Consider the following 21,582-nt stretch of genomic DNA (forward strand, 5'->3'; position numbering starts at 1 on the left):
CCTTTCAGCAAATAACTGATTACGGCTGATTCTTGGTCAATTGTTCATAGGTCTTTCCTAACTTCTTCAATTGGTATTTTGGCAGGTGTTCGATGCCTAATGCCGCACCAAATTCCACAGCTAACGCATAGAGTTCAGACTCGTCTTTCTTGGTCAATGCGTATTGTCTGGTACTCAAAGAAAAATCATTTTTTTCCAATGCTTTCGCGATCCCCTTCCAGTCATGCCAAAGTACTTCATTCTTCAGCCATTCTTTGCGTTTGGTTTCATCGGGGATCGCCTCTACATGAACACCGTACTTGTCCCGATAGTGAGCGATCAGAATCGATATTTTACGGTAGTAATGGTCTTGCAGATTTTTGGAATATAGCCCAATCGATTCCAGCAAAAAGACAGCGTACTCCTGCCAAGTCATGTGGGCAGGTTTTTGAGTATTGTAATGGGCCAACAAGGAAGTCCGTGCATACAAGCGGCCAAAATTCGCGCCCGAGACGCGGTTGACGACTTTCTCCCAAGTATCCGGTTCGACTAACGCATATTGAGAAAGTCCTTTTCGTTGCTGCAGGCCATATGGCTGACAAATCCGCATTTGGGAGAGGGACACTCCATAAGTGTAAAGCTTGTCATAAAAACCATTCATTTCCCAATCAAAGTGCGCATACGCCCCCCAGACGTCCTCTGTCTTCCAGTCATAAAGCGGATAAAAGTTGAGAATCTCCCCTTGACTGGTTTGATGCTTGATCCAGCAATGTCCTTGATAATTGAAATTCCGATTTAAAATAGCCCGGTAGCGATGCAAGCTTTCTTGAGTACGAATGCCGATGCCGCAGGCAACCGGCTCGCCTTTATGATGATTCGCATACCAAAAGGCAAAATTTTTCAGAAATTTATCTGGGTTTAAATTCGCACTTTGGTACAGTTCCATCATTGATTCATCGAGATCTGCCAGCGAAATCGCATCCCTGGGCATTTCTTGGACCCACTTATCCCGTTCGGCTTCATCCCACATTTTCCACTGAGGTTGAAAAATACTAGTCGTGTTATCTTCATAAAATGGCAAGCAGAAATGATAGACCTGTTGAACGCTTTTCAGTCGTTTGATCGATTCCATAAAGTTCCGAGTTGAGCGATAATTGGCTTCGATGTCTAAAATCAACAAGTCAAATTTTTTTCCACTTTTTTGGGCAATTTGGTCAGCTAATTGGACCATTGCTCCGCTGTCTTTCCCACCGCTAAAAGAGAAATAAACATGAGAAAAGGTATTGAATATATACGTCAGACGTTCCTCAGCAGCTGCCAACACATTGATATCGCAATATTTCTTCATAAACCCCGCTTCTTTTACTTATTTTTGATTGAATTTGTGCATGTATTCACTTTCATTATAAAGTGAATTGGGGTTGCTTACAAGTTTCTCTATGATTGGCAGAATCTTTTTAGTCGAAAACCATTGGGAAATTTTTCCATTATTTACTTGCTGTCACTGCAGGAGGGATGCCAATGATTTGGTCTATCTTTCCGAAGGAAGACGTATTGATTGAAATAGCGCCAATCTAAGCAAAGTTTCCAACTTCCTCGGCTTACATCAAGACTCTTTTTTGCCACTGATCTATTTGATTATTGGTTGAAAATTATCACTTACGCAGGAAGTTTTCCTTAATAAAATCAAATGACTGATTGGCTATTTAAAAAGAAAGTAGTTGGTGTCTTCTCTCAAACTAGCTGCCTCATGTTTCATGCAGGAAGTAGTAGAAATCCAGCGTCTCCTTCGGTTCAAGTTCCGTAACTTTATAGCCTTCTTCATCACTGGCGATATCTTTTTATTACAAGAAACGGTATCTATACTTTCTCATTCAAGCCCCGCCTATGAACAATCAATAATTGCACCTGCCCCTGCATAAATTGCTGAAAATATTGCTTTCATGTTGTCATATAAGCCTTCACGAGAAGAGACAAGCAAACAATCGCAATCTTTCCAAAAGCTTTTTTTCATCAAATCATTTATTATTTAAATCGATTAAAAAGAAAAAACAGCAATTGAAGGGAAGAAACATGAGGAGACTACACTTAAATTTTTTATCGAATAAACGAACAATCCGCTTCTTGCAAATATTGGCTTACTTCGAAGGCAACCCGGAAAGCACACTTCGAGAATTGGCAGAGATGTCTGGGTTTAAAGATCGGACGATTCTTTTAGACATAAAAAATATGCGCGACTATTTTGCTCCTAGTATTGAAATTACAGCGGCACATACCGGTTATCATTTCAAAATCCTTGATGCCAAATCTTATACTGCACTCAAAAATCAGCTGGTTATGCATGAGCCGCTATTTATAATCATGGAAAGTATCTTGTTAGGAAATTTACGTTCTTATGAAGAATGGGGAGAAGAATTTTATTTCTCAGAAAGTACCATGAAACGGCAATTGATCCGAGTAGCGAATACGTTAAAGGAATATGATTTGACATTCTCTTATAGTCCTGTTGATCTTGTAGGAGAAGAAGTCAACATCAGGAAATTTCTAAAAGATTTCTATTATGAGGCGGATGACCTAGCCCCCTTCACGCTAGAGCCTTCGATCGAAATGAGCGAGTTAATCAACCATATCAAAGCAAATCGTTATCATCCATCAGTTGGCACAGACATATTGCCAACAGACTTTTATTATCAATTCTATATCATGATCCAGCGAAGCCGACATAAGAAATACTTGCCAGTCACTGTACCATCGGAGATTGACTGGCAAAATGACGCTGCTTATCGCTTCTTCTTATCTTTGAAACCAAAAATCTTTGCACGCTATGGCTTCGACATTCCCGATAAAGAATTGTTGGTCCTCTATCTTTATTCGATCTGCAAACGTACAATCGACTTTCCGTCAAAGGAACAAATTTTTTGTCAAAAGTTCAACGTTTGGTCAGAAATCAAAATAGAGGCTCAGAACTATTTGATCGAATACGATCCTCTTTTAGCAGATCCAGCTTATCCGGCAAGTACATTGATCGAGTCTTTCCTAACTTCGATCAAGTATCTCGATCAACTAGCGCCAATCATGAACAAGAATATAACAGAAGTGAATCGTTATGCTCAAAACACTTATCCTGAAAGGTATGAGAAGACCCATTTATTTTTGAAAACAAAAGCTAGGAAAATAGGCATCCACTCGCGATACTTAGCAGATATTGCAGCTAGTTTAGTCTTAACAATTGAAGCAGTTCGCGACACTTATGTAAGTAATCCAAAGCGTATTGCCTTTTTGTTTGAAGGTTCTTCGTATATCAGCAGAAGTATGAAAGCAAAAGCTATACGCTATTTAAATGGTTATCACACGCTCTATTTCCCAACGATCGAACAGATGGATCAGGATTTCTTCATTGACCGTGAGATAGAGATCTTCGTGACGAACTATGCCGAGTATATCTCTTATCTTACTATCGATATGGATTATGTATTATTCCAATCGATTCCCGATATGGATGACTGGAATCATTTGCTTCGCACAATCAATCCTCAGATTTCTCAGGACTTTTTTGTTTGTCACTAGTTGTCAACCTCCTTTCTTAGCTGAGAACAGACGAAATCCCACTAAGCCTTTCGCTTAGTGGGATGTTAATTATTCAATCAAGAGAAGAATCCTGCTCTATTGCTCGATCCTCTACTGCTTGATTGCCATTTTCTGATTTTTTCCATAAATAATAAACTACAGTGATGCCTACGAGTAAGAGGCCGCAATTCAGCAACTTTGTATCATCTAAAACTTGCATATTAGCCCTGGAAAGATGGCCTTTTCCTGCCAAGTTCAGCAAAACATTCAGTGGTCGATCCAGAAGTTTCGTCATTACGATCAGAAAAGTCATCATCACAAACTGATGCAACACGCTTCCTTTGTTTTGGGTAGTGAATTTGGCGATCAGCCGCTGATCAGGATGTAACGACGGTTCGATTGCATAACGTCCATTCAACCAATTACTAGTCAGTGACTGCCAAAAACTCAGTAAGAACAAGCCAAAGATAAAACCATGAGGAACTAAAAGGATCACTAATGAAAGCGTCAATCCACTAAGCAGAATAGGAATAGCATCGAGAGTAAATAACCGCAAAACCCTTTTACCTAGGAACATCGACAAGATCATTCCTGCGAGATAGGGGAGATATAAGTAACGTGTTAATGATGCAGCTCCATAAAGACTACCCAAGTAAAGCGCACCAAAAAGAAAAACAAAATTTCCCAGCATCCCATTTAAAAGTGTCAGCAAATTTAACCACAGGGGTAATTTCCAACGTTTCTTCCCCCGGCCTAGATAAAATACTGCTCCTAAGAAAAGGGCAAAAAATCCATAAATCGCCCAATCCAGCAGTTGGATATTTACCAATAAACGCGCATTTCGAAGCAAAAAGAGCAGCAGGAAGAATAAAAGAAAAAGGATTGATTCCTTCAAAGCAATCAGTTTCGAATTCATTTGTTTAAAGTCGATGCTATATCTTGGATAGTGGGTGACTGTATGATAAGCCATGATGTAAAACATCGTATACAAGCCAAATGCAGCAATCAGCTTTGATGAGCCCGACCAATCCATCACGAGTAACAATAAAAGTAATAAGAGCAATGCAAAAGGCAGTTTTTTACGAGTCATATTGGTAAATCCTAGGTTCTTTTCATGGAGATTGACCGTACGATTTGTCGGCACTAGCCATGAGGCGCTCAATCCTAGCAAACTACCGGATACGTAGAAAAATGGAAAATAATAAGCACCTAGAACCCCAGAAAAGGCCCCAACTCCGCCCATCAGTAAAGCACCAATCAACAGCGTATAACTATCTAATCCTAACCGTATACTTCGGATAAGAAAGATTCCCGTCATCCGTAATGTATAAAACAAAGTGAATGGCAGAATCGTTCGCCAACTCTTGCCGTCGTTCAGTCCAAGGAATAATAAATACGGAACCACGATAATCGTATTACTTAAAAGAAATGGCGTTGTTTGTGCAAATGTCACGAGCCATTTTTTGATTAGTTGAAACATTCTGAACCTCCTTGTTCCCTTATACCAGCTTTCTCTAACCAGCCACTCAATTGGCCTATTATTTAATCGTACTGGTGAATGATTCTCATTTATTATACCTTTTCTGTACAAAGACCGCACGGTTCTTCCATAAAAAAGCAAAAATGATTGGAAGAAACAGGATCTGTCCAATCCTCTTCTCCCAATCTGTCTGATGATAAACCATTTCTATTTACACTTACTCATTTATAGGAACTGCAGATAATTCCCAAATTAGTTGTGTACGATACGTTGCGATTTCCGGAATCGTTTCTTTGGGAACGACTAAAACAACACTTTGATCAGAACTTGTTCCATCGCCAAAGCGATAGATCCATGTTCCTTTGCCTTCTCCATTGGCAGAAGTGAGCAACGGCTGTTTTTCGCCTGGTTCAAGAGTGATTACCTCATCACTACTGTTTTCCCGCGGCTGTGCCCCATCATGATCGGCCACAATCTGTCTGTTCTTCAGCTGTAAACGCGCCCCAGCCAGTTCACGACCTTGACCAGTTTTGAACTGTTCACTTTGCCGAACCGACAATTCCCAACTATCGGCTTCCGCACGATTATCTGTGATTTGGATATAATTGGGTTTTGGTTCACTTTCAATTGGTGCTCCGTTCTCATCAAGACCCAGTTGAGGTGCCGCATAGTAGACAGCTTCTTCAAAGACCTTTCTTTCTTGTTCACCAAACACAAATTGAGAGGCAAAATCAATCCGAAACTCTCCTTGATTTTCGGGAATGACTGGTGGATTATCTGGATCGATCTCTGTATCAGGTGTCAGCGGATCCACTGGGCCTTCTCCTGCAATACCGGACGAACTGATACGTGAATACCCAGCTAGACCTTGTTTCGAATACGTCGATCGAAAGACATTGTGATTGGTCTCAGTGATTGTAGAGGCATTCGCACCGGTTAACTGTGCTTCAAGATTCTCGAAGTTTTGAGAGGGGGTGGTTCTGTCTTGTGCTCCTCGCCTCCAAACTGCTAAATTCTCAGCTTGTATACTAGTATTGCTATTCTTATTGTCAGAAATAATACCTCCACTACTATCGTTAATTAAATCGAACTGTGCCCCTTTTTCGATGTTTATTACCGTTCCAGCCGTCGTAGTTACAATAGGAGTATTTTGATTTGAATTACTTTGACGCATAAGCACTTGGCTATTTTTACCAAATGATATTCTCATGGGTACAGAAGTAACCCGTGTAAATTGAGAAAAGGAACTTACAGGATTCGAAATATCTAGCGTTCCCAAAATATTTATTGTGTTCACTTCAATCGGGCGTACCATGTTCTTGGCAATCAAACTACTACCTTGATCTACAGTAAGTGAAGTTCGTGCACCTATTGAAGCAGTTGATATTGTATAAGTTCCCATTAGCCATCTATTCTCAATTGTTACTGTTGAGTTATTCGTTATTCTTACCGAGCAGTTTGCTAAAAGTGTGGTTGCATTCCCAGTAGACGAAAAAGAATTAGTTCCACCGTCAAAAACGACAGTTTGTATTGCGCCTTCCCTTCCCCCTACAAAAAAGGCGACTCCACTGTAAGTTACATCAGAAAATACATAAGACGAGGATCCTGTAGAAGAGGATCCTGTAGAATTTGGGGAAAATAAATTGTTACCCGAAGCTATACTGCTTATTAATATAGCGTCTCTAACAATTATTTGACGATTGTTGGCTATACGATACCCTTGATTTTGAGAATTTATCGTATTTCCGTTCCCATTAATTGTTAAATTTCTAGTAATACCGTTCAAACTCGTATTCCCAGAAATATCTGCTAGAACATTAATCACCGTCACACTGCTTGTATTGATTGCTGTCCGAAACTGTGCCCAGGTACTGACATTGGAAGTGGTTGCTGGCGTAATCTCTTCTGCCTCCTGCTCGTTAGACTCCTCGTCCTCTTGCACTTCGGGAGTTGCGGTATCTTCTACAAAATCTTCCTCTTCGGACGTACCAGAGTCAATAGTGGGTTCTTCGGTTTCAGGTTCCACCAGGGGTTCTTCAAACACGACTGAACCTTCTACTTCATCTTCTACAACAATCGTATAACTTCCTGCGGTTTCAGAAGTTAGCGGTAGGATAAAGGTCGTCTGTTCTTTAGCAGATAACCACCACTGGGTTTCGGTTATTTGGCTGGCTTCCATTCCATCTGGAAATTCTTCCAGCTGAACAATCACCGCTTCAGGAATCGTGACTTGAACCTGCTCGATCCCACGATCCACTTGGATCACCACTTCCGTTGTTTTGCCAACAGTCCCGCGCATTTCCTTGTGTTCAAAAGAAAACGTTGGAGCTTCTTCCATGGGTTGGGGATTTTCTTCTGCACTGTCTGCAGGTGCTTCCAGCAGGTTGTCATAGGGTGAAGTCAGCTCTTCTGCTTCTACTTGTTGCGTTTCTGGCGTCGTTTCTGCGAAGACCGTGTGCACCACTGGCAATGTCGCATTCATACCTAATAGAAGCATACTGCTGAGGACCCAGCTTTTTTGTAATTTCCGGTTCAAAGTATCACTCCTTTGTGCCTTGGTTGTGTTTGTTCTTTTTGTTTTGAAGGACCAAATAAACGATCACTGCTAATAGAAGAACAATACAGGAGACACTTCCAATAAGCAGCCAATTCGGGCTGGAGTCGATGGTCACGTCGTCTCGGTTCAAGGACCGGGCTTCGTCCGCTTTGATCGTGAATTCTTCGGTCCACTGCCATTCTTCTTCTCCCGATCTTGCGGTTAGGTTCAGCACATAGTCCCCGCCACGAAATCGATCGCCGTTTAATGAGATCGGAAAGTCGAAGTTGGAGTTGGGTGCCATCTGCATTTGTTCTTTTTTGGCTTCATACAAGACGTCTTCTTCCCCTTTTCGGTGCACATTCGCCTCTACTTCCAGTCGATTGATAAACGTCGGTGTACCATTTTGAAGCGTTGCACTGACCACGTTACGGTAATTTAACTGATCTGGAAAGACGTCTATAAGATCTAGATCTGGTCGTACACTGGCGCGTGAATTGCTCACGACTACGCCAATCACATAAGCAAACTCGTTTTTGATTGCCAACCCTTCTTCGTCACTTGTGTCTTCTTCTGTTTCTTCTTTGACTTCTGAAATCCGCAACCCACCTGCGAGAAAGCCTTCAAAGGTTTCCTCTGGCAGATTTAGCCGCAAGGAGACCGTTTTCGTTTCCTTTCCCGCCAATTCGATGGGCTCTGGTGCTTCGATCAGTTTATCCAGCGAATGGACTAGCGTAGAATCAGGGGTTTCAGCTGTTTTTCCATACTCAACGACCCCATTCACGTTGGTATACGCCGTATGTGGGGTGATCGCTACCTTCACCGGTGCATCGATCGCGTTTTGCAGTGTCAAAGTTAACTTTTCGGTTGTTCCAGGATCGGCATTTATATCAAAATAACTGGCAGATCCTTCGACTTGACTTTCAGGAAAATCTGGCGTCACATAAAAATTCATGGTTTGATCATCTGCCACGCCACGCAAAGGAAGGAGAACGAGTACACTGCATACAGCGATAATACACGCCACTGCACGATTGAATCTGCTCAACATTGTTTTTCTCACGTTTTTGATCCTTTCTAAAAACAGCCCAATAAAAAGCATTGGGCTGTGATCGTTTCTTCATGTAGGAAGGTGCTTAGGCATCTGCACCTGGTGTCGTTGTTAATTCCCAAGTGAGGGTTGACGTATAGGTTGTGGCATCTTTCGCTGTCGTACCTGGTACCCATAATTTGATCGCGCTGTTTTCAACAACTTCGATTTCATCATCCGCATATTGAGCATTCAAATCTGCTTGGTCTCCCCAGACAACTGAAGAAACACCAGCACCTTTGTCCGCATCGGCTGACATTACTGTCACGCCGCCTTTACCTGGTTCAAGTTCAAGACCTGCCGCATGGTTCATAGGAGCTAACTCTTGATCCACCCCTTCATACTGGATTCGAGAATCGGCAAAGATAATGCGTGCCCCTGTCAACACGTTGTTTTTCGTGTCTGATGTGAATTCGGACATGTCGACATTCAGACTCCAGCCAGTGTAGTTTCCACGAGTATCTTGGACTTGTGCAAAGCTGACATAAGGTACTTTATTTTCGTCTCCCTCAGTGCCTTTCAATTGTTGCATCTCCGCCACCATGTTATAGGTTTTATCTTGGTTAGAGATTACTTGTTTCCCAAAGTTCATATGTGCTGCTTTAACGATAGATAAAGGACCGGTTGTTTCTGGTACTTCGGTTGGAAGCTCTACATCTGGACCTTGTTCAGGTGGGACAACGACCAATTCTTCATCGGTACTTGGTGTGAATTCGATGTGACCATAGGTGTCAACATTCCGAATTTCATTTTTTCCTTCTTCCTCTGCAAAAGCGCCAGTTGCGCCTCCTGCTAAGATTGTAGTTGATAAGGCTGCGATTGTTGCTAAACGAATCAATTTCATATACTCATTCCTTCTTTCTTTTGTTTTTTTCTTCCCGTTACTATAAGTAAAATAAAGAATATCATTCCGATTCCCAACCCAACCATCCAGTGACTAACTGTCATATTGGTTTTTGGAAGGGATCCTCTAGGCGGCTGTGCCTCATTGATTGGTGGTTTTGTACCAATCTCAGGTGGTGGATCTGGTGTACCTATAGGTTCGTATACACCGATAAAATTCACAGAGCTATCTGTTTCCACTGATTGAACTTGCGTCCCATAAACCTCGGTCCTTGCAATAAAACCTAAAGACAAACCAATTAGTATGCAAAGTACTTTTTTCATTACCCCTCCTCCTTATTGTTAGAACCAATCAAACGCTATTGCTTTGAAATTCAATGTTTGACCGTTCTTTTAACAATTTGTATTATGCCATTTTCATTTGCTTGGTTTGAAATCACTATTTGTACTAAGTCCTACAAAAATTGATTTTATTTTAAAGAACGCCAAGAAAAAACCGCTTTTTTTGCAAAGGATTCCATTGAATTCAGTCATTCGCTATGCTACACTAGCGTTACTTTTGTTTGGCTGACGAACCGCTGCCCCAACCATGTTCGTTTGGACCAACTCGTTGCGAGTATTCGTGTTTTCGGATGCTCTTTTTGTCGCGTTTTTTGCCAAAAAAGAAAGTGAGTGAATCCAAATGATCCAAGTGCAACACCTCAACAAAAGCTTCAAAGTCGCGAAACGCCAAAGTGGTTTTCGTAATGCTACCAAGGCGCTCTTTCATCGAGAGGTTTCAACGATCCCCGCTTTACAAGATATCAGCTTTACGATTCAAGAAGGAGAAATGGTCGGATACATTGGCCCGAATGGTGCCGGGAAAAGTACCACCATCAAAATCATGTGCGGTGTTTTGACACCTGATGACGGAACATGCTTGATCAACGGGCGCGTTCCATGGAAAGAACGGATCGATCATGTCCAAGACATTGGCGTTGTCTTTGGTCAACGCAGTCAGCTCTGGTGGGATGTCCCAGTCATCGACAGTTTCGAGCTGATTCGTGATATTTATCGGGTCGATCCGCAAGTCTATCGGCAAAATCTGGAAGAGCTAGTCGCTTTGCTCGATCTAAGCGAAACGTTGAAAACACCCGCCCGTTCCTTGAGTCTAGGGCAACGTATGCGCTGCGAGATTGCCGCTTCGTTGCTCCATGATCCCAAGATTTTGTTTCTAGATGAACCGACGATTGGCCTTGATGCGGTGTCTAAGATCGCAGTGCGCCAATTCATCAAAAAGCGTAATCAGGAAAAGGGAACGACTGTCATCCTAACGACCCATGACATGCAGGACATTGAAGCATTGACAGAACGCATTTTACTGATTGGTAAAGGGCAAATTTTATTAGATGGTCAATTGCCAGAGTTGAAGCAACGCTTCTCTGACGCCAAAACATTGCAGATCGATTATCTAGGAACCGCACCGACACTTCCAGCAGGCGTCACTGTGACCCAAGCAGAAATCGGGCGATTGGAACTAACGATTGATCCAAATCAGCTGACCGTGCCGCAAGCTATCACACAGCTTAGCCAGCAAGTGGAGATCACTGATCTGTCTGTTTCCAGTATCACAGCAGAAGAAATGGTTGCTAAGTTGTATAAGGAGTACCATATATGAACAAGTATCAGGCACTTTTTCGCATCCGTTTTACAAATAGTCTGCAATATCGATCGGCAGCATTCGCTGGAATGGTGACACAATTCGTTTGGGGCATGTTGGAGATTTTCGCTTTTCGCGCCTTTTATCAGACCGATCCAGCTGCTTTTCCAATGACCTTTCAGCAAACCGTTTCTTATGTCTGGATGCAGCAAGCTTTCTTAGCATTGTTCATGTTATGGTTTTTTGAAAATGAGATTTTTGATGCCATAACATCAGGAACGATCGCTTACGAGTTGGCTCGTCCAATGGATCTCTATGACCGCTGGTTTTGCCAATCGGCAGCGAATCGCTGTGCAAAAGCGTTGCTGCGCTGCCTGCCGATTTTTGCTATCGCCTTTTTGTTGCCAGTGCCCTATCGTTTGGTCTTACCAGAAAATCTGATGAGCATACTGCTATTTATGCTGTCGCTGGTTTTAAGTTTAGGCGTCGTAGTGGCTGTGTCCATGTTGATTTATATTTCGACATTCTATACCCTTTCTTCTCTCGGGGTGCGGGTCGTGATGGGGGCAATCGGTGAATTTCTCGCTGGCGCCATTATTCCGTTGCCATTTTTCCCACAGCCTTTTCGACAAATCGCTGAATTGCTGCCTTTTGCCGCGATGCAAAATGTGCCTTTGCGGATTTATAGCGGGGATTTGGTTGGAAATGCGTTATGGCTGACGCTGGGAATGCAGCTTTTTTGGTTGGTGGTATTGGTAGCTGGTGGCAAGTTTTGGATGGCTCGTGCGTTAAAACGAGTGATCGTACAGGGGGGTTGAAGATGTCTCTTTACTGGAAATATTTTAGTATCCATTTGAAAAGTCAAATGCAATATAAGGTTTCGTTCTTCTTGACGGCGTTAGGCCAATTCCTTGGTTCCTTTACCGCTTTTCTAGGAGTTTTGTTTATGTTTTCCCGGTTCCATCAAGTGGATGGCTTCTCATTTGAGGAAGTGCTGCTATGCTTTGCGACAATCCTTTTTTCTTTTTCATTAGCGGAATGTTTTGCCCGCGGGTTCGACCTATTCCCGCAAATGATCGCCAATGGTGAATTTGATCGCGCATTGGTCCGGCCCCGACCGCTAGTCTTTCAAGTACTGGCTGCTAAAATGGAATTCACTCGCATTGGTCGGCTCCTGCAAGCATTGCTCTTGTTTTGCTATGTCTTGGCCACAAGTGGCATTGATTGGCAGCCGATCAAAGTGCTGACTCTGACTTTGATGATTCTCTGTGGTGCCGTCTTGTTCTTTTTTCTCTTTTTGATTTATGCCGCCATTTCTTTTTTCACCCTTCAGGGATTGGAATTCATGAACATCTTTACGGACGGCGCCCGCGAATTTGGCCGCTATCCATTTAGCATCTACGGCAAACATGTCTTGCGAATCTTGACCTATGTCATTCCAATGGCTTGGTTTCAATACTATCCCTTTTTATTTATCATTGGTCGGCTGGAGCAGCCACTATGGGCATTCGCCCCATTACTATGCTTGCCATTTGGTATTCCCGCCCTCTTGTTTTGGCGCTTTGGTCTGAGCAAGTATGTTTCTACCGGTTCGTAATGAAAAAGCAGTTCCTTCAGTCAATAATTCTTTCTCAATTATTTTTGAAAAAGAATCATTGTCGGATGAACTGCTTTTCTTTACATGAATTATTGATAATAAAACAACTTTTCTCCCCAATTGACTTGTCCTCTGTTTATTTGAAGAACACCGTCATCTTCTACCAATACAACTATTAGAACGCTGTCCTTATCTGCTGAAGCAAGCGCTCTAATATCCATTATCGCTAGCGGATCAGATGCTCGTATTTCCTGGCCTTTTTCGACAAGAATGGTAAAGGGATTACCTTCCATCTCCACTGTGTCTAATCCCATATGCACCAATACGACTGCTCCACTTTCTGTTTTTAGTGTGATCGCATGCTTGGTAGGAAAAACATCCACTACGGAGCCTGTAATAGGAGCAAAAATTTTTCCATTATGATCTGTTATGGCAAATCCACCGCCCATCATCTTTGACGAAAACACGTCATCTTTCACCTGATCAATGGGTAAGACATTACCTGCAGCAGGTGCCAGCACCCATTTTTTCTTTGAAAAAAACATATGTGTTCCTCCTTAAATATTTTTTGTAGTTGTAAAGACTTTGTATAAAATAAATGCGAGGATCGGCAATAAACCAAACAGAAGAATTGTTTGATCAATAGAAAGAGCGTTAGATACTATTCCAGAGAGCAAAGGAGAAAGAAATGATGAACAGCCAATGTAGAAACTGACAGAGATCAATTGACCCGAAGAAAAAACTGCTCTAGGAGTGATTTGACTAATAAGTAACCGACTACCAATCGTAAACACCGGTACAGTAAAGAATTGTAAAAAACTAACGCCTAATAAGATGAGTGGTCGATCGGCTAAATAAAAAAGGAAAAACTGCACTGTTAAAAAAACACCTGAAATCATTACTAGGCGTTCATTTTTCCATTTCGTAATCGTTTTGTTCAACAAAAGATAAGCCGGTATTTCACAAAATGATTGAATCGACCATTTCAAGCCGACATAATCTTTGCCATTTGTCATCGTGATCAATTTATCAATAACTAAAGTATTATTCGCAACGATCGTCAAATATAAGAGAAAAAAAAGACTATTGTACAGCAAAAATGGTTTACTTTTACATAGCGCCAGAATATCTTTTATTTGAACGGTGTGAGCTTGTTCAACAGCAGGCTCAAAATTCATTCGCATCGCTTCAGGTGTATCTTTCGATACAAAGAGCGTAACTCCTAAAAGTACCATCAGAGGCAGACTCAACAAACGATAGTCAGCTCCGACAATGAACAGTGGGATCAGCAAGCTCATCGTACTCCATCCCAAAGATCCAATGGCTTTGATATAGGATAAGTGTCTGGCAGTTGGCGGTTCCGACAAGACCCAGTTATCCAATAAAGTTGCTGCAGTATTAGCCAATCCACCGCCAATAGCTAAACTTGCTAAATGAAGCACCCATTGTTCTTTTCCCAACAGATAGAAACTGATTACAAAAAGAACCAATAATGAAGAAACGGTCATCGAGATTCTTTTCAACCGATTATTCCTATCTGACAAATAACCCAGAACGATTTGAAAAAGAATAGTTGTCACACTGTACGATGCGAGAAACCACCCCCTTTGAATAGAACTATACCCTTGCTCTGTTAAGAAGGGAACAATTTGTGTCATGAGGATTGCCATAATTGCATATTGAGAAAAATAAATTACCTGAAACTTTGTTTTGACTTCCATGTTCTGTCTTAAAAAATGTCGTACTGTACCAGCAATTTGTTCAACTAATCAGAATGTCCGAAAGGTATGGGCTTATTCCTGCTGTCTAACAAGATTACGACACCTACTAACGAAAAGTGTCTGCTATCTCATACCTTCGGATATATCTGACTAATGTCTTAGGTTACAGTTCCGATTCCTTTCATCATTTCTATCACTTAACTGAGTTTAGGCCAGTAAGGCTCATTCACTACTAGCATGTCATCGAGAATTTCTTTAGCTACTTTCGCACTAGGTACTGTTTTGTTCATCGTGAAAGATTGCCATAGCTTTTGATAAGACCCTTGTTCCCACGCATCGACAGCAAGTTTTTCTGAAGCAATTTGCTGTTCCATCAATCCTTTTTGGAAAGTTGGGATTTCACCGATCGACAAAACTTCGTACCCATCTTTTCCAACTAAGCAAGGCAGCTCTACCATCGCATCCGGTGCAAAATTAGCAATTGCTCCGTTATTCTCAACGATTAATATCATTCGTTCTTTTGTGTTGAAAGTTAATGCGCAAGCTAAGTCTGTAATGAAAGATGCATGTTCATTGGATGCAAACGTGGTATCTTTCGCTGTTCCGTTGGCAACGATTCGCCGGCACTCTTCAAAAACATATTTTTCTCTTCCATCAATGATTTCATTTGCTCTGGTATAGTTTTTGTTGGCATGAGCAACCGTTGAATCAGCCATCAAATAATACTTCAAATACGTATTTGGCAGATATTTGGGTTCGATTTCATGAAGTTCTTTCGCTGCCCACATTGTTTCCAACCAGCTTGACTCTTTATGTTGCCCTTGCTGTGTTTGCTCTGTGTAGCCGTATTCCTTTACATGAGCACTGATGTTAGGCATCAAATCATTTCCATCGTGATCCTTTATACTGGTCCACCAGCCAAAGTGGTTTAAGCCAAAGTATGTCGTTTCAAAATCTTTACGATCTTTCAATCCAATCACACGTGCCATAATGTCTTCTAAACAGACCGGCATGTCGCAAATATTGATGATTTTCGAATTTGGTCGAAACCTTCTGGTCGCTTCTGCGACCACAGCTGCTGGATTAGAGTAATTTAAAAGCCATGCATCAGGCGAATATTTCTCCATATAATCCACCAGTTCCAAGACAGGACCAATTGAGCGCAAACCATAAGCTAGGCCGCCCGGTCCACAAGTTTCCTGACCGACAACATTGTGTTTAAATGGAATTTTTTCGTCTTGTTCCCGCATTGCGTACTTTCCGACCCGTAACTGTGCCATAACGATATCCACATCTGAAAAAGCTTCGGCGGGATCTGTCGAGTATTCAAACTCGATTTCAGGTGCACGTTCTGAAATAATAATTTGACAAGCTTCTGCTAAGACCGCTTGACGTTCAGCATCATTATCGTAGAATTTGATTTTTCTTACTGGAAATCGTTCTTGTCCTTCCAATAACATAATCACTAACGACGGTGTATAAGTGCTTCCTCCGCCAGCAATGAGTATAGAGCTTTTTTTCTTGTTCATATTTATTTCCTCCAATGAATGTTAATAGCTATTGATTTCAAATGATTTATATCATCATTTATTCCTTCATCAGTTCTTCAAAAGATTCCCGAACTGTCGGTACAGTTAGACCGACAATGATTTGAATACCACCATTTCCTGTATTGACTAATCCAGATGCGCCTGCCGCTTGAAATTCAGTTGAATTTGCAACTTTGTTGGCATCTTTGATAGTTAATCGTAGCCGTGTCGCACAGTTGGTCACATCGATCACGTTTTCTTTTCCTCCGACTAATGCCATATACGCTTGTGCTTGTCGCAGATGTTTTGGAATTTTCTCCTCTTTCTCTTTACTTTTATCTTTCTGCTTATTCTCATAATCAGCTTTCGAGTATAGCTGCACACTTTCGAGATCATCTTCCCGTCCTGGTGTTTTCAAATTGAACTTTTTGATGATAAAAGTGAAGACAAAATACCAAATAGCCGTGAAAATCAACCCGATAATAATTTGAGTGATGTACGTAGAACTATGGAACTTCCACAATGGCAACCAGTCGAGTCCTAGCCAATTGATTAGACCGCCGCCAAAATCGCCAACAACACCAAACGCATAGGAAACTGTAGCAATTGAAGCATCCAAGAACGCATGTACTACCCATAATGCTGGAGCTACAAATAGAAAAGTAAATTCAATTGGTTCTGTGATTCCGGTCAAAATAGCTGTCAAAGCAGCCGGTAAAATCAAAGCAATGACCTTTTTCTTTTTATCTGGGCGAGCCGTCTGAATAATCGCCAAACTTAATCCAGCTGTTCCAAAGACTTTAGACATGCCCGATAAAGAGAAACCACCAAAAGGATACATTTCTTTTAGTGATTGAGCACTTGTTTGAAAATCACCAATATGTCCTGCCCAATAAGCAGCCATTCCACCTTCAATAACAGCATTATCATAGGCAAATGGTGCATAGACAAAGTGATGCAATCCTGTTGGAATCAGTATTTTTTGTAAAAATTGATATACAAAGACCCCTAAGCTTCCGGAATTGATAAAGAAGCCTTGCATACTTCTCATTCCGTCTTGAATTGTTGGCCAAACAAAACACATGAGCAGCGCTAACGGAACCATTACAAAAAAAGCAATCATTGTAACAAAGACAGAACCACTAAAGATGGACAGCATTTCAGGCAATTCCTGCTCATAATAGCGATTATGGATATAAACAACGATCCCTGATATCAAGAGAGCCCCAATCATCCCTGTATCTAATGTAACGATTCCTGCTATTGAGGTTAAACCTGATCCGGTCGTGGCAGCTTGAGTAATATCCACACCAAACGAATTTGGCCATAAAGTTAAAATTGCATTCACGAAATAATTGAAAGCAATATAGGTAACTAATGCTTCCATCGTCGCTCTGGCTGCGTACTTCTTAGCTAAACTAATAGGCAATCCTACTACAAACAATATTGGTAGTTGAAAAAATGGAGTCCAGCCCCCCGCAGCAATGACATTCCAAAATTTATACCACATCGTACCCGGCGCTGCGATATCCCCCATAATCGTCTGATTCGAAAATAGCAATGAAAAGCCAATAATGATACCAAAAAATGAAAACAACATTACTGGTGCCAGCATTGCTCCGCCAAACCTTTGAATTTTTTTCATCATAGTTTTTCGTCCTTCACGTTTTTTAGTTAAGCGCTTTACTGATTCACATTTTACTATTAAAATAGGCATGTGAAACCCTTTTCCCTCCTTTAAGAGTAATTCACCATTAAAAAGATTTTTTCACACAAATTGTGAATCGTCACACTTGATCAAAAGTAAATGAGTGCAAGGAGAAATAATATGTTGCAAGATCGTATCACGAGGTTTCAAACAAAATTGACCGAGACTGATTTGCTGATCTGGTCCTATATCATTAGCCACAAAAAGCAATGTCTCACCATGTCGATCAACGACTTAGCTAAAGCATGCATTGTTTCCAGAACGACGATCATGCGATTTTGCCAAAAGATCGGGTTTGATGGTTTTTCAGAATTTAAGTACCATCTAAAAGCTGAATTGATGCAAGAGAGCGCACTTTTATCAGAAATCGAGGGAGAAATTCTCGCTAATCATATCCAAACAATCGAAAATTTAGAGAAGAAAGATTTCTCAGCGATTTGTGCCATGATGGCAAATGCTAACCGCATTTTTATATATGGATCTGGCGACATTCAGAATCTTGTTTCAAGTTATATGAAACTACTTTTTCTCCACAATGGATTGCTTGTCTACGATTTTGATGCTGTATCGATCAATGAACAGTTTTATAAAATCATCCAGCCAGATGATCTTGTTTTTCTGATTACACTCAATGGTGAATCAGAAACCGTCGTCAAATTAGCAAAACAGTTGAAACAGCGACATATCGATACGATTGGACTTACGAAGCTAAGAAATTCAACGGTTGCAAAATTATGTACAGAAACCATTTTTGTTTTAAATCCGGAGATACGCCCTTCAGATAAAGCAGCATATCCTTTTGAGTCCACCTCAACACTTTTTTTTGTGATCGAGTATCTTTTGCTGAAATACGATGCTTGGCAAAAGCAGCATATCGATTTGTGATTTTTATAAATAGCTGCAAAAAAAGGAAGACCCCCTCAGTGGTCTTCCTTTTGCTTTGTACAAATACAATTATGATCAAACTATTTTACGCATAGTTACGAGATACAGGATCACTCGTCCTTTCCCCGACTATCTCGGTGATGAGGTACTTTGATCCACTGATCCGGTGGTCTTTTACGAATTTTTTTTGGAGCAAACATCAATTGAACGGTTCTTTTTACAAAGTTATTTCGGTATACGTTATCCATAACTTGCACACCCTTTTCAAATGATCTAGGAAGTTCTTTATTACCTTCCTGATTTCATTATAGACACAAAGATATAATACGACAATTATTTCAATCCTAACGAGCGTAAGTCATTCGTGATTCAAGGATTCTAACCGATCGTTCCCATCTAACACCTTTTGCAAAAACTATCATCACATATCTAAGCAAAGCAACCAATAGATTATTTTTACACTTTGAATATTGTTTTAAACACTATACTGTGAGAAAATCAAAGAAGAAAGATCAACTTAAAAGGAGCGAATCAACATGCAGCTATCTGAAAAGCCAACAACCCATAAATCGTGCAAGCCAAAACGTCTTGTTTTCATCCTCTTCCCTACCTTGATTGTTGTAGTGTTGGGTCTGTTCTTGAATCACTTCAATTACTGGCCTTTTCAGGGTAGCAAAATAGCTGGTGTCCCTGATGGTCAGCTTGTTCAACTAGAAAATGAACCAGATTTGACGAGTTTGCTACTGGCATATGGTTCGCAACTAAAATTCAACACCACGGCAACCTCATTAACAGTCTATTTTGATCACTATCGCAAAGGTGAATTAAGTACTCAGGAATCAGTTGCTTCTTTGACTTATGAACAAGATGTTTCCATCAGTGGCTATTTAAACTTTGGTATTGCGGAAGGGCAGAATCATTTATTGGTGAAGTTATTCTCCAATGGCGCCATGTCACAAACAGTCACCGATCTTTCCGACTATGACTTTCCCCTTACACAGGAAGACAGACAATTTGGTGCTGTGACTACTATCAAAAACGGCAAAGTGAAACTCGAGAAAAATAAAAAAGTCCCACTGCTTTATTTAGCAGAAGGAAATGATGGATTAAAAATCTATGATGATATGGCAAATAATCTAGCACCAGATAACTTGAAAACCTTGCCAAATGCCTACTTAATTTACTTGATAATTAAATAACTTAAGTTCTCCTAAGAAAACTACATTGGCTTTGAGTATCCCCTTCAATACATTTTTAAAAGAACAAAATGAACAGCAAAATCTTAGTTGTCTCCTTTAAATCGTTTTCCTTTACTTTTTTATGCTTTTTACTTATTATTCTTTTGAAATAAGAATAAATTAAAATAAAAAAGGAGAGCAAACATGGAAAAATATCAAGTGTTTCCTGGTCAAGACTATCAGGCAAAGGTTATTGGCTTTAGTGGTTTACAAGATGTTAGCGTTATTCATGTTTACGAAAATACAGCTACAGTGTTGATTCAAGGTACTTCTGAAACAGGAGTTGCGAAACTTTGCAACTTTTCAATCAAAACTGCATCATTGGTGGGATAAAACTTTCAGAGACTGAGGAAACTGATTTTAGGTACAGGATCCCCAAGACAGAAAAAAGGCAGCCCAATTAGTGTTGCTTCGTTGAAACACCAAAATGTATAAAGTATTTTTATTTTATTTATTCAATATCTCTCTACATTATTTGCAAATAATGTTAAAATAAAAAAACAGGAGATGTATCAGGCTTCCCCCAAGAGAATCTTCCCCAAGTGCTCTTGCCTGGTACTTCTTCCTTGTTTGTTTTTCGGAACTACAGAACAATGGTAAGCCATTCTTCTACGAATTTCAAGTGGTCTTATTGCTGAGCAAAACAAAGATTTACTATTCTATTTCCCTCAAATCTCCCAATAAAAAAACATTTCTTCTACTTTTGTTGATAAATTTCCAGCTACGGAGATCTGCTGATAATCCTATCCTCGAATAAAAAAACTGCGAAGGCACTTCTTGTTGAAGCGTCCCCCACAGTCGTTATCTATGACACATTTCTCATTTTGATTTGAATCCTTCTAGTTTGGAATAGTCTCTGTATATACAGTCTTCTTTCCATACAATTCCTGTGTGATTCCTGAAAGATAATCGGCAGAGTTGGTGCTGCGAAGATTATACATTAGGAAAATCCCGTAATTTTCAGCCTTCGTCCGTTTAGCATATTGAATGCTTTGCGCTTGGTTTCTTCCTACTTCTACAGCCGCTGGTCCTAAACGGTCGGCCCCCATTCCAACAAAGTAAGGAACCTGCCAAGAGCCATAATATGGATTCCAGCTATAATCGATCGTCTTTGAAACATTTTCATTATACATTGAATTCTCGGCAGCGGGACCAATATTATATAGTGTGATCAGCTTATCTGTCCCAAGACGATTTCTCAATGCTTGAATAAGCCAAATGAATGACTGATCATTTGGTTGAGGTGTCCCATTTTTCCCGTATTCTGCATACTCATCATCAAAATCGATTCCGTCTAAACCATACGTTTTCACCACTTGTTCTAGCTCCGCAGCAAACGCATCAGCACTGGCATAATCTGTGAAATTTGCAAAACCAGCTCCTTGGTGATTTCCTAATATCGATAAGAGAACTTTTGTGCCTCGTGCTTGTAACGGTTTGATCTGGGTTTCCTTTTCGGCTAGTGTTTTTTGTACTTGCTCATTTAAATGAAGATAGGCTTGCTTTGTCGCTGGATCATAATTGATATTCGCAGCAAAAATGATCCCGATGTCGATTGCAGGTTTGTCCGTTCCGGCTAGCGTATATTTCCCAATGTTTCTAAATTCGTTGTCATTGACTTCAACATACATCACTGTTTTCGGTGTGACTTGATCGGCAGCCTGAGCTTCTAAAACCGGTGCGGCCAAAGAAAAGAGACTTAAAAGAACCATCATCACAAAAGCAACTGTGAATCTTCGAGATGGTTTCACTGCTAGTTGATTCTTATTG

The 21,582-nt window shown here is 40.7% G+C and carries 18 protein-coding genes; 7 read left to right on the plus strand and 11 right to left on the minus strand.

Going from position 1 to position 21,582, the window contains the following annotated elements; genetic code table 11:
• Window positions 1–19: 19 nt before the first annotated feature.
• Complete coding sequence (locus IGJ45_RS13145; RefSeq protein WP_113849295.1) at window positions 20–1,327, minus strand: DUF3440 domain-containing protein; 1,308 nt, start codon at window positions 1,325–1,327, stop codon at window positions 20–22.
• Window positions 1,328–2,052: 725 nt separating this feature from the next.
• Between IGJ45_RS13145 and IGJ45_RS13150 the strand changes: the two genes are divergently transcribed.
• A complete protein-coding gene (locus IGJ45_RS13150) occupies window positions 2,053–3,546 on the plus strand; it encodes a helix-turn-helix domain-containing protein (protein WP_409531220.1) in 1,494 nt (497 codons plus the stop codon).
• Window positions 3,547–3,619: 73 nt separating this feature from the next.
• On the opposite strand, the gene IGJ45_RS13155 is transcribed toward IGJ45_RS13150, so the two are convergent.
• The 5 genes from IGJ45_RS13155 to IGJ45_RS13175 all read right to left on the minus strand — a co-directional run bounded on the left by IGJ45_RS13155 (window position 3,620) and on the right by IGJ45_RS13175 (window position 9,819).
• Window positions 3,620–5,026 (minus strand): hypothetical protein, encoded by a 1,407-nt coding sequence (locus IGJ45_RS13155; protein ID WP_409531219.1) that lies wholly within the window; start codon window positions 5,024–5,026, stop codon window positions 3,620–3,622.
• A 217-nt stretch (window positions 5,027–5,243) separates the two neighbouring features.
• Complete coding sequence (locus IGJ45_RS13160; RefSeq protein WP_409531218.1) at window positions 5,244–7,562, minus strand: WxL domain-containing protein; 2,319 nt, start codon at window positions 7,560–7,562, stop codon at window positions 5,244–5,246.
• A gap of 4 nt (window positions 7,563–7,566) precedes the next feature.
• Entirely contained in the window at window positions 7,567–8,625 is a 1,059-nt protein-coding gene (locus tag IGJ45_RS13165; protein WP_371823112.1) for a DUF916 and DUF3324 domain-containing protein, read from the minus strand.
• Between the two features lie 73 nt (window positions 8,626–8,698).
• Window positions 8,699–9,496, minus strand: coding sequence for a WxL domain-containing protein (locus tag IGJ45_RS13170; protein ID WP_171917308.1), 798 nt, complete (start codon window positions 9,494–9,496; stop codon window positions 8,699–8,701).
• On the minus strand, window positions 9,493–9,819 hold the full coding sequence (locus IGJ45_RS13175; RefSeq protein WP_171917309.1) for an LPXTG cell wall anchor domain-containing protein: 327 nt from the start codon (window positions 9,817–9,819) through the stop codon (window positions 9,493–9,495). Before IGJ45_RS13175 ends, IGJ45_RS13170 begins: the two co-directional genes overlap by 4 nt.
• A 358-nt stretch (window positions 9,820–10,177) precedes the next feature.
• On the opposite strand from IGJ45_RS13175, the gene IGJ45_RS13180 reads away from it, so the two are divergent.
• From IGJ45_RS13180 to IGJ45_RS13190, 3 genes are read left to right on the plus strand one after another with little or no spacing between them, the layout of a single operon-like run.
• Window positions 10,178–11,152, plus strand: coding sequence for an ABC transporter ATP-binding protein (locus IGJ45_RS13180; RefSeq protein WP_409531217.1), 975 nt, complete (start codon window positions 10,178–10,180; stop codon window positions 11,150–11,152).
• Entirely contained in the window at window positions 11,149–11,952 is an 804-nt protein-coding gene (locus IGJ45_RS13185) for an ABC transporter permease (RefSeq protein WP_138371185.1), read from the plus strand. The genes IGJ45_RS13180 and IGJ45_RS13185 overlap by 4 nt, the downstream gene beginning before the upstream one ends.
• Before the next feature lie 2 nt (window positions 11,953–11,954).
• Window positions 11,955–12,731 carry an ABC transporter permease gene (locus tag IGJ45_RS13190; RefSeq protein WP_409531216.1) on the plus strand — a complete coding sequence of 259 codons (777 nt, stop codon included), beginning with the start codon at window positions 11,955–11,957 and terminating at the stop codon, window positions 12,729–12,731.
• Window positions 12,732–12,820: 89 nt separating this feature from the next.
• Here IGJ45_RS13190 and IGJ45_RS13195 read toward each other — a convergent pair whose 3' ends face one another.
• The 4 genes from IGJ45_RS13195 to IGJ45_RS13210 all read right to left on the minus strand — a co-directional run bounded on the left by IGJ45_RS13195 (window position 12,821) and on the right by IGJ45_RS13210 (window position 17,629).
• Window positions 12,821–13,276 (minus strand): PTS sugar transporter subunit IIA, encoded by a 456-nt coding sequence (locus IGJ45_RS13195; RefSeq protein WP_176332921.1) that lies wholly within the window; start codon window positions 13,274–13,276, stop codon window positions 12,821–12,823.
• Between the two features lie 12 nt (window positions 13,277–13,288).
• A complete protein-coding gene (locus IGJ45_RS13200) occupies window positions 13,289–14,452 on the minus strand; it encodes an MFS transporter (RefSeq protein ID WP_409531215.1) in 1,164 nt (387 codons plus the stop codon).
• Between the two features lie 197 nt (window positions 14,453–14,649).
• Window positions 14,650–15,981 carry a 6-phospho-alpha-glucosidase gene (locus IGJ45_RS13205; RefSeq protein ID WP_176332920.1) on the minus strand — a complete coding sequence of 444 codons (1,332 nt, stop codon included), beginning with the start codon at window positions 15,979–15,981 and terminating at the stop codon, window positions 14,650–14,652.
• A 58-nt stretch (window positions 15,982–16,039) separates the two neighbouring features.
• Entirely contained in the window at window positions 16,040–17,629 is a 1,590-nt protein-coding gene (locus tag IGJ45_RS13210) for an alpha-glucoside-specific PTS transporter subunit IIBC (protein ID WP_156247749.1), read from the minus strand.
• Window positions 17,630–17,809: 180 nt separating this feature from the next.
• Here IGJ45_RS13210 and IGJ45_RS13215 point away from each other — a divergent pair, with 180 nt between their 5' ends.
• The 3 genes from IGJ45_RS13215 (at window position 17,810) to IGJ45_RS13225 (ending at window position 20,145) form a co-directional block, all read left to right on the plus strand.
• Window positions 17,810–18,574, plus strand: a complete 765-nt coding sequence (locus IGJ45_RS13215; protein ID WP_156247750.1) for a MurR/RpiR family transcriptional regulator — start codon at window positions 17,810–17,812, stop codon at window positions 18,572–18,574.
• A gap of 536 nt (window positions 18,575–19,110) precedes the next feature.
• Window positions 19,111–19,773, plus strand: a complete 663-nt coding sequence (locus IGJ45_RS13220) for a hypothetical protein (protein ID WP_409531214.1) — start codon at window positions 19,111–19,113, stop codon at window positions 19,771–19,773.
• A gap of 183 nt (window positions 19,774–19,956) precedes the next feature.
• Window positions 19,957–20,145, plus strand: a complete 189-nt coding sequence (locus IGJ45_RS13225; protein ID WP_003125527.1) for a hypothetical protein — start codon at window positions 19,957–19,959, stop codon at window positions 20,143–20,145.
• Window positions 20,146–20,651: 506 nt separating this feature from the next.
• On the opposite strand, the gene IGJ45_RS13230 is transcribed toward IGJ45_RS13225, so the two are convergent.
• A complete protein-coding gene (locus IGJ45_RS13230; RefSeq protein WP_029486419.1) occupies window positions 20,652–21,527 on the minus strand; it encodes an endo-beta-N-acetylglucosaminidase H in 876 nt (291 codons plus the stop codon).
• Window positions 21,528–21,582 lie beyond the last annotated feature (55 nt).

This window comes from Enterococcus sp. DIV0574, assembly GCF_051711125.1.
Classification (GTDB): Bacteria; Bacillota; Bacilli; order Lactobacillales; family Enterococcaceae; genus Enterococcus_D; species Enterococcus_D gallinarum.

Coding starts and splice junctions, on each gene's coding strand:
- IGJ45_RS13145 (WP_113849295.1), bottom strand. CDS start 1,327: ATGAAGAAATATTGCGATATCAATGTGTTGGCAGCTGCTGAGGAACGT.
- IGJ45_RS13150 (WP_409531220.1), top strand. CDS start 2,053: ATGAGGAGACTACACTTAAATTTTTTATCGAATAAACGAACAATCCGC.
- IGJ45_RS13155 (WP_409531219.1), bottom strand. CDS start 5,026: ATGTTTCAACTAATCAAAAAATGGCTCGTGACATTTGCACAAACAACG.
- IGJ45_RS13170 (WP_171917308.1), bottom strand. CDS start 9,496: ATGAAATTGATTCGTTTAGCAACAATCGCAGCCTTATCAACTACAATC.
- IGJ45_RS13175 (WP_171917309.1), bottom strand. CDS start 9,819: ATGAAAAAAGTACTTTGCATACTAATTGGTTTGTCTTTAGGTTTTATT.
- IGJ45_RS13180 (WP_409531217.1), top strand. CDS start 10,178: ATGATCCAAGTGCAACACCTCAACAAAAGCTTCAAAGTCGCGAAACGC.
- IGJ45_RS13185 (WP_138371185.1), top strand. CDS start 11,149: ATGAACAAGTATCAGGCACTTTTTCGCATCCGTTTTACAAATAGTCTG.
- IGJ45_RS13190 (WP_409531216.1), top strand. CDS start 11,955: ATGTCTCTTTACTGGAAATATTTTAGTATCCATTTGAAAAGTCAAATG.
- IGJ45_RS13195 (WP_176332921.1), bottom strand. CDS start 13,276: ATGTTTTTTTCAAAGAAAAAATGGGTGCTGGCACCTGCTGCAGGTAAT.
- IGJ45_RS13200 (WP_409531215.1), bottom strand. CDS start 14,452: ATGGAAGTCAAAACAAAGTTTCAGGTAATTTATTTTTCTCAATATGCA.
- IGJ45_RS13205 (WP_176332920.1), bottom strand. CDS start 15,981: ATGAACAAGAAAAAAAGCTCTATACTCATTGCTGGCGGAGGAAGCACT.
- IGJ45_RS13210 (WP_156247749.1), bottom strand. CDS start 17,629: ATGATGAAAAAAATTCAAAGGTTTGGCGGAGCAATGCTGGCACCAGTA.
- IGJ45_RS13215 (WP_156247750.1), top strand. CDS start 17,810: ATGTTGCAAGATCGTATCACGAGGTTTCAAACAAAATTGACCGAGACT.
- IGJ45_RS13220 (WP_409531214.1), top strand. CDS start 19,111: ATGCAGCTATCTGAAAAGCCAACAACCCATAAATCGTGCAAGCCAAAA.
- IGJ45_RS13225 (WP_003125527.1), top strand. CDS start 19,957: ATGGAAAAATATCAAGTGTTTCCTGGTCAAGACTATCAGGCAAAGGTT.
- IGJ45_RS13230 (WP_029486419.1), bottom strand. CDS start 21,527: ATGATGGTTCTTTTAAGTCTCTTTTCTTTGGCCGCACCGGTTTTAGAA.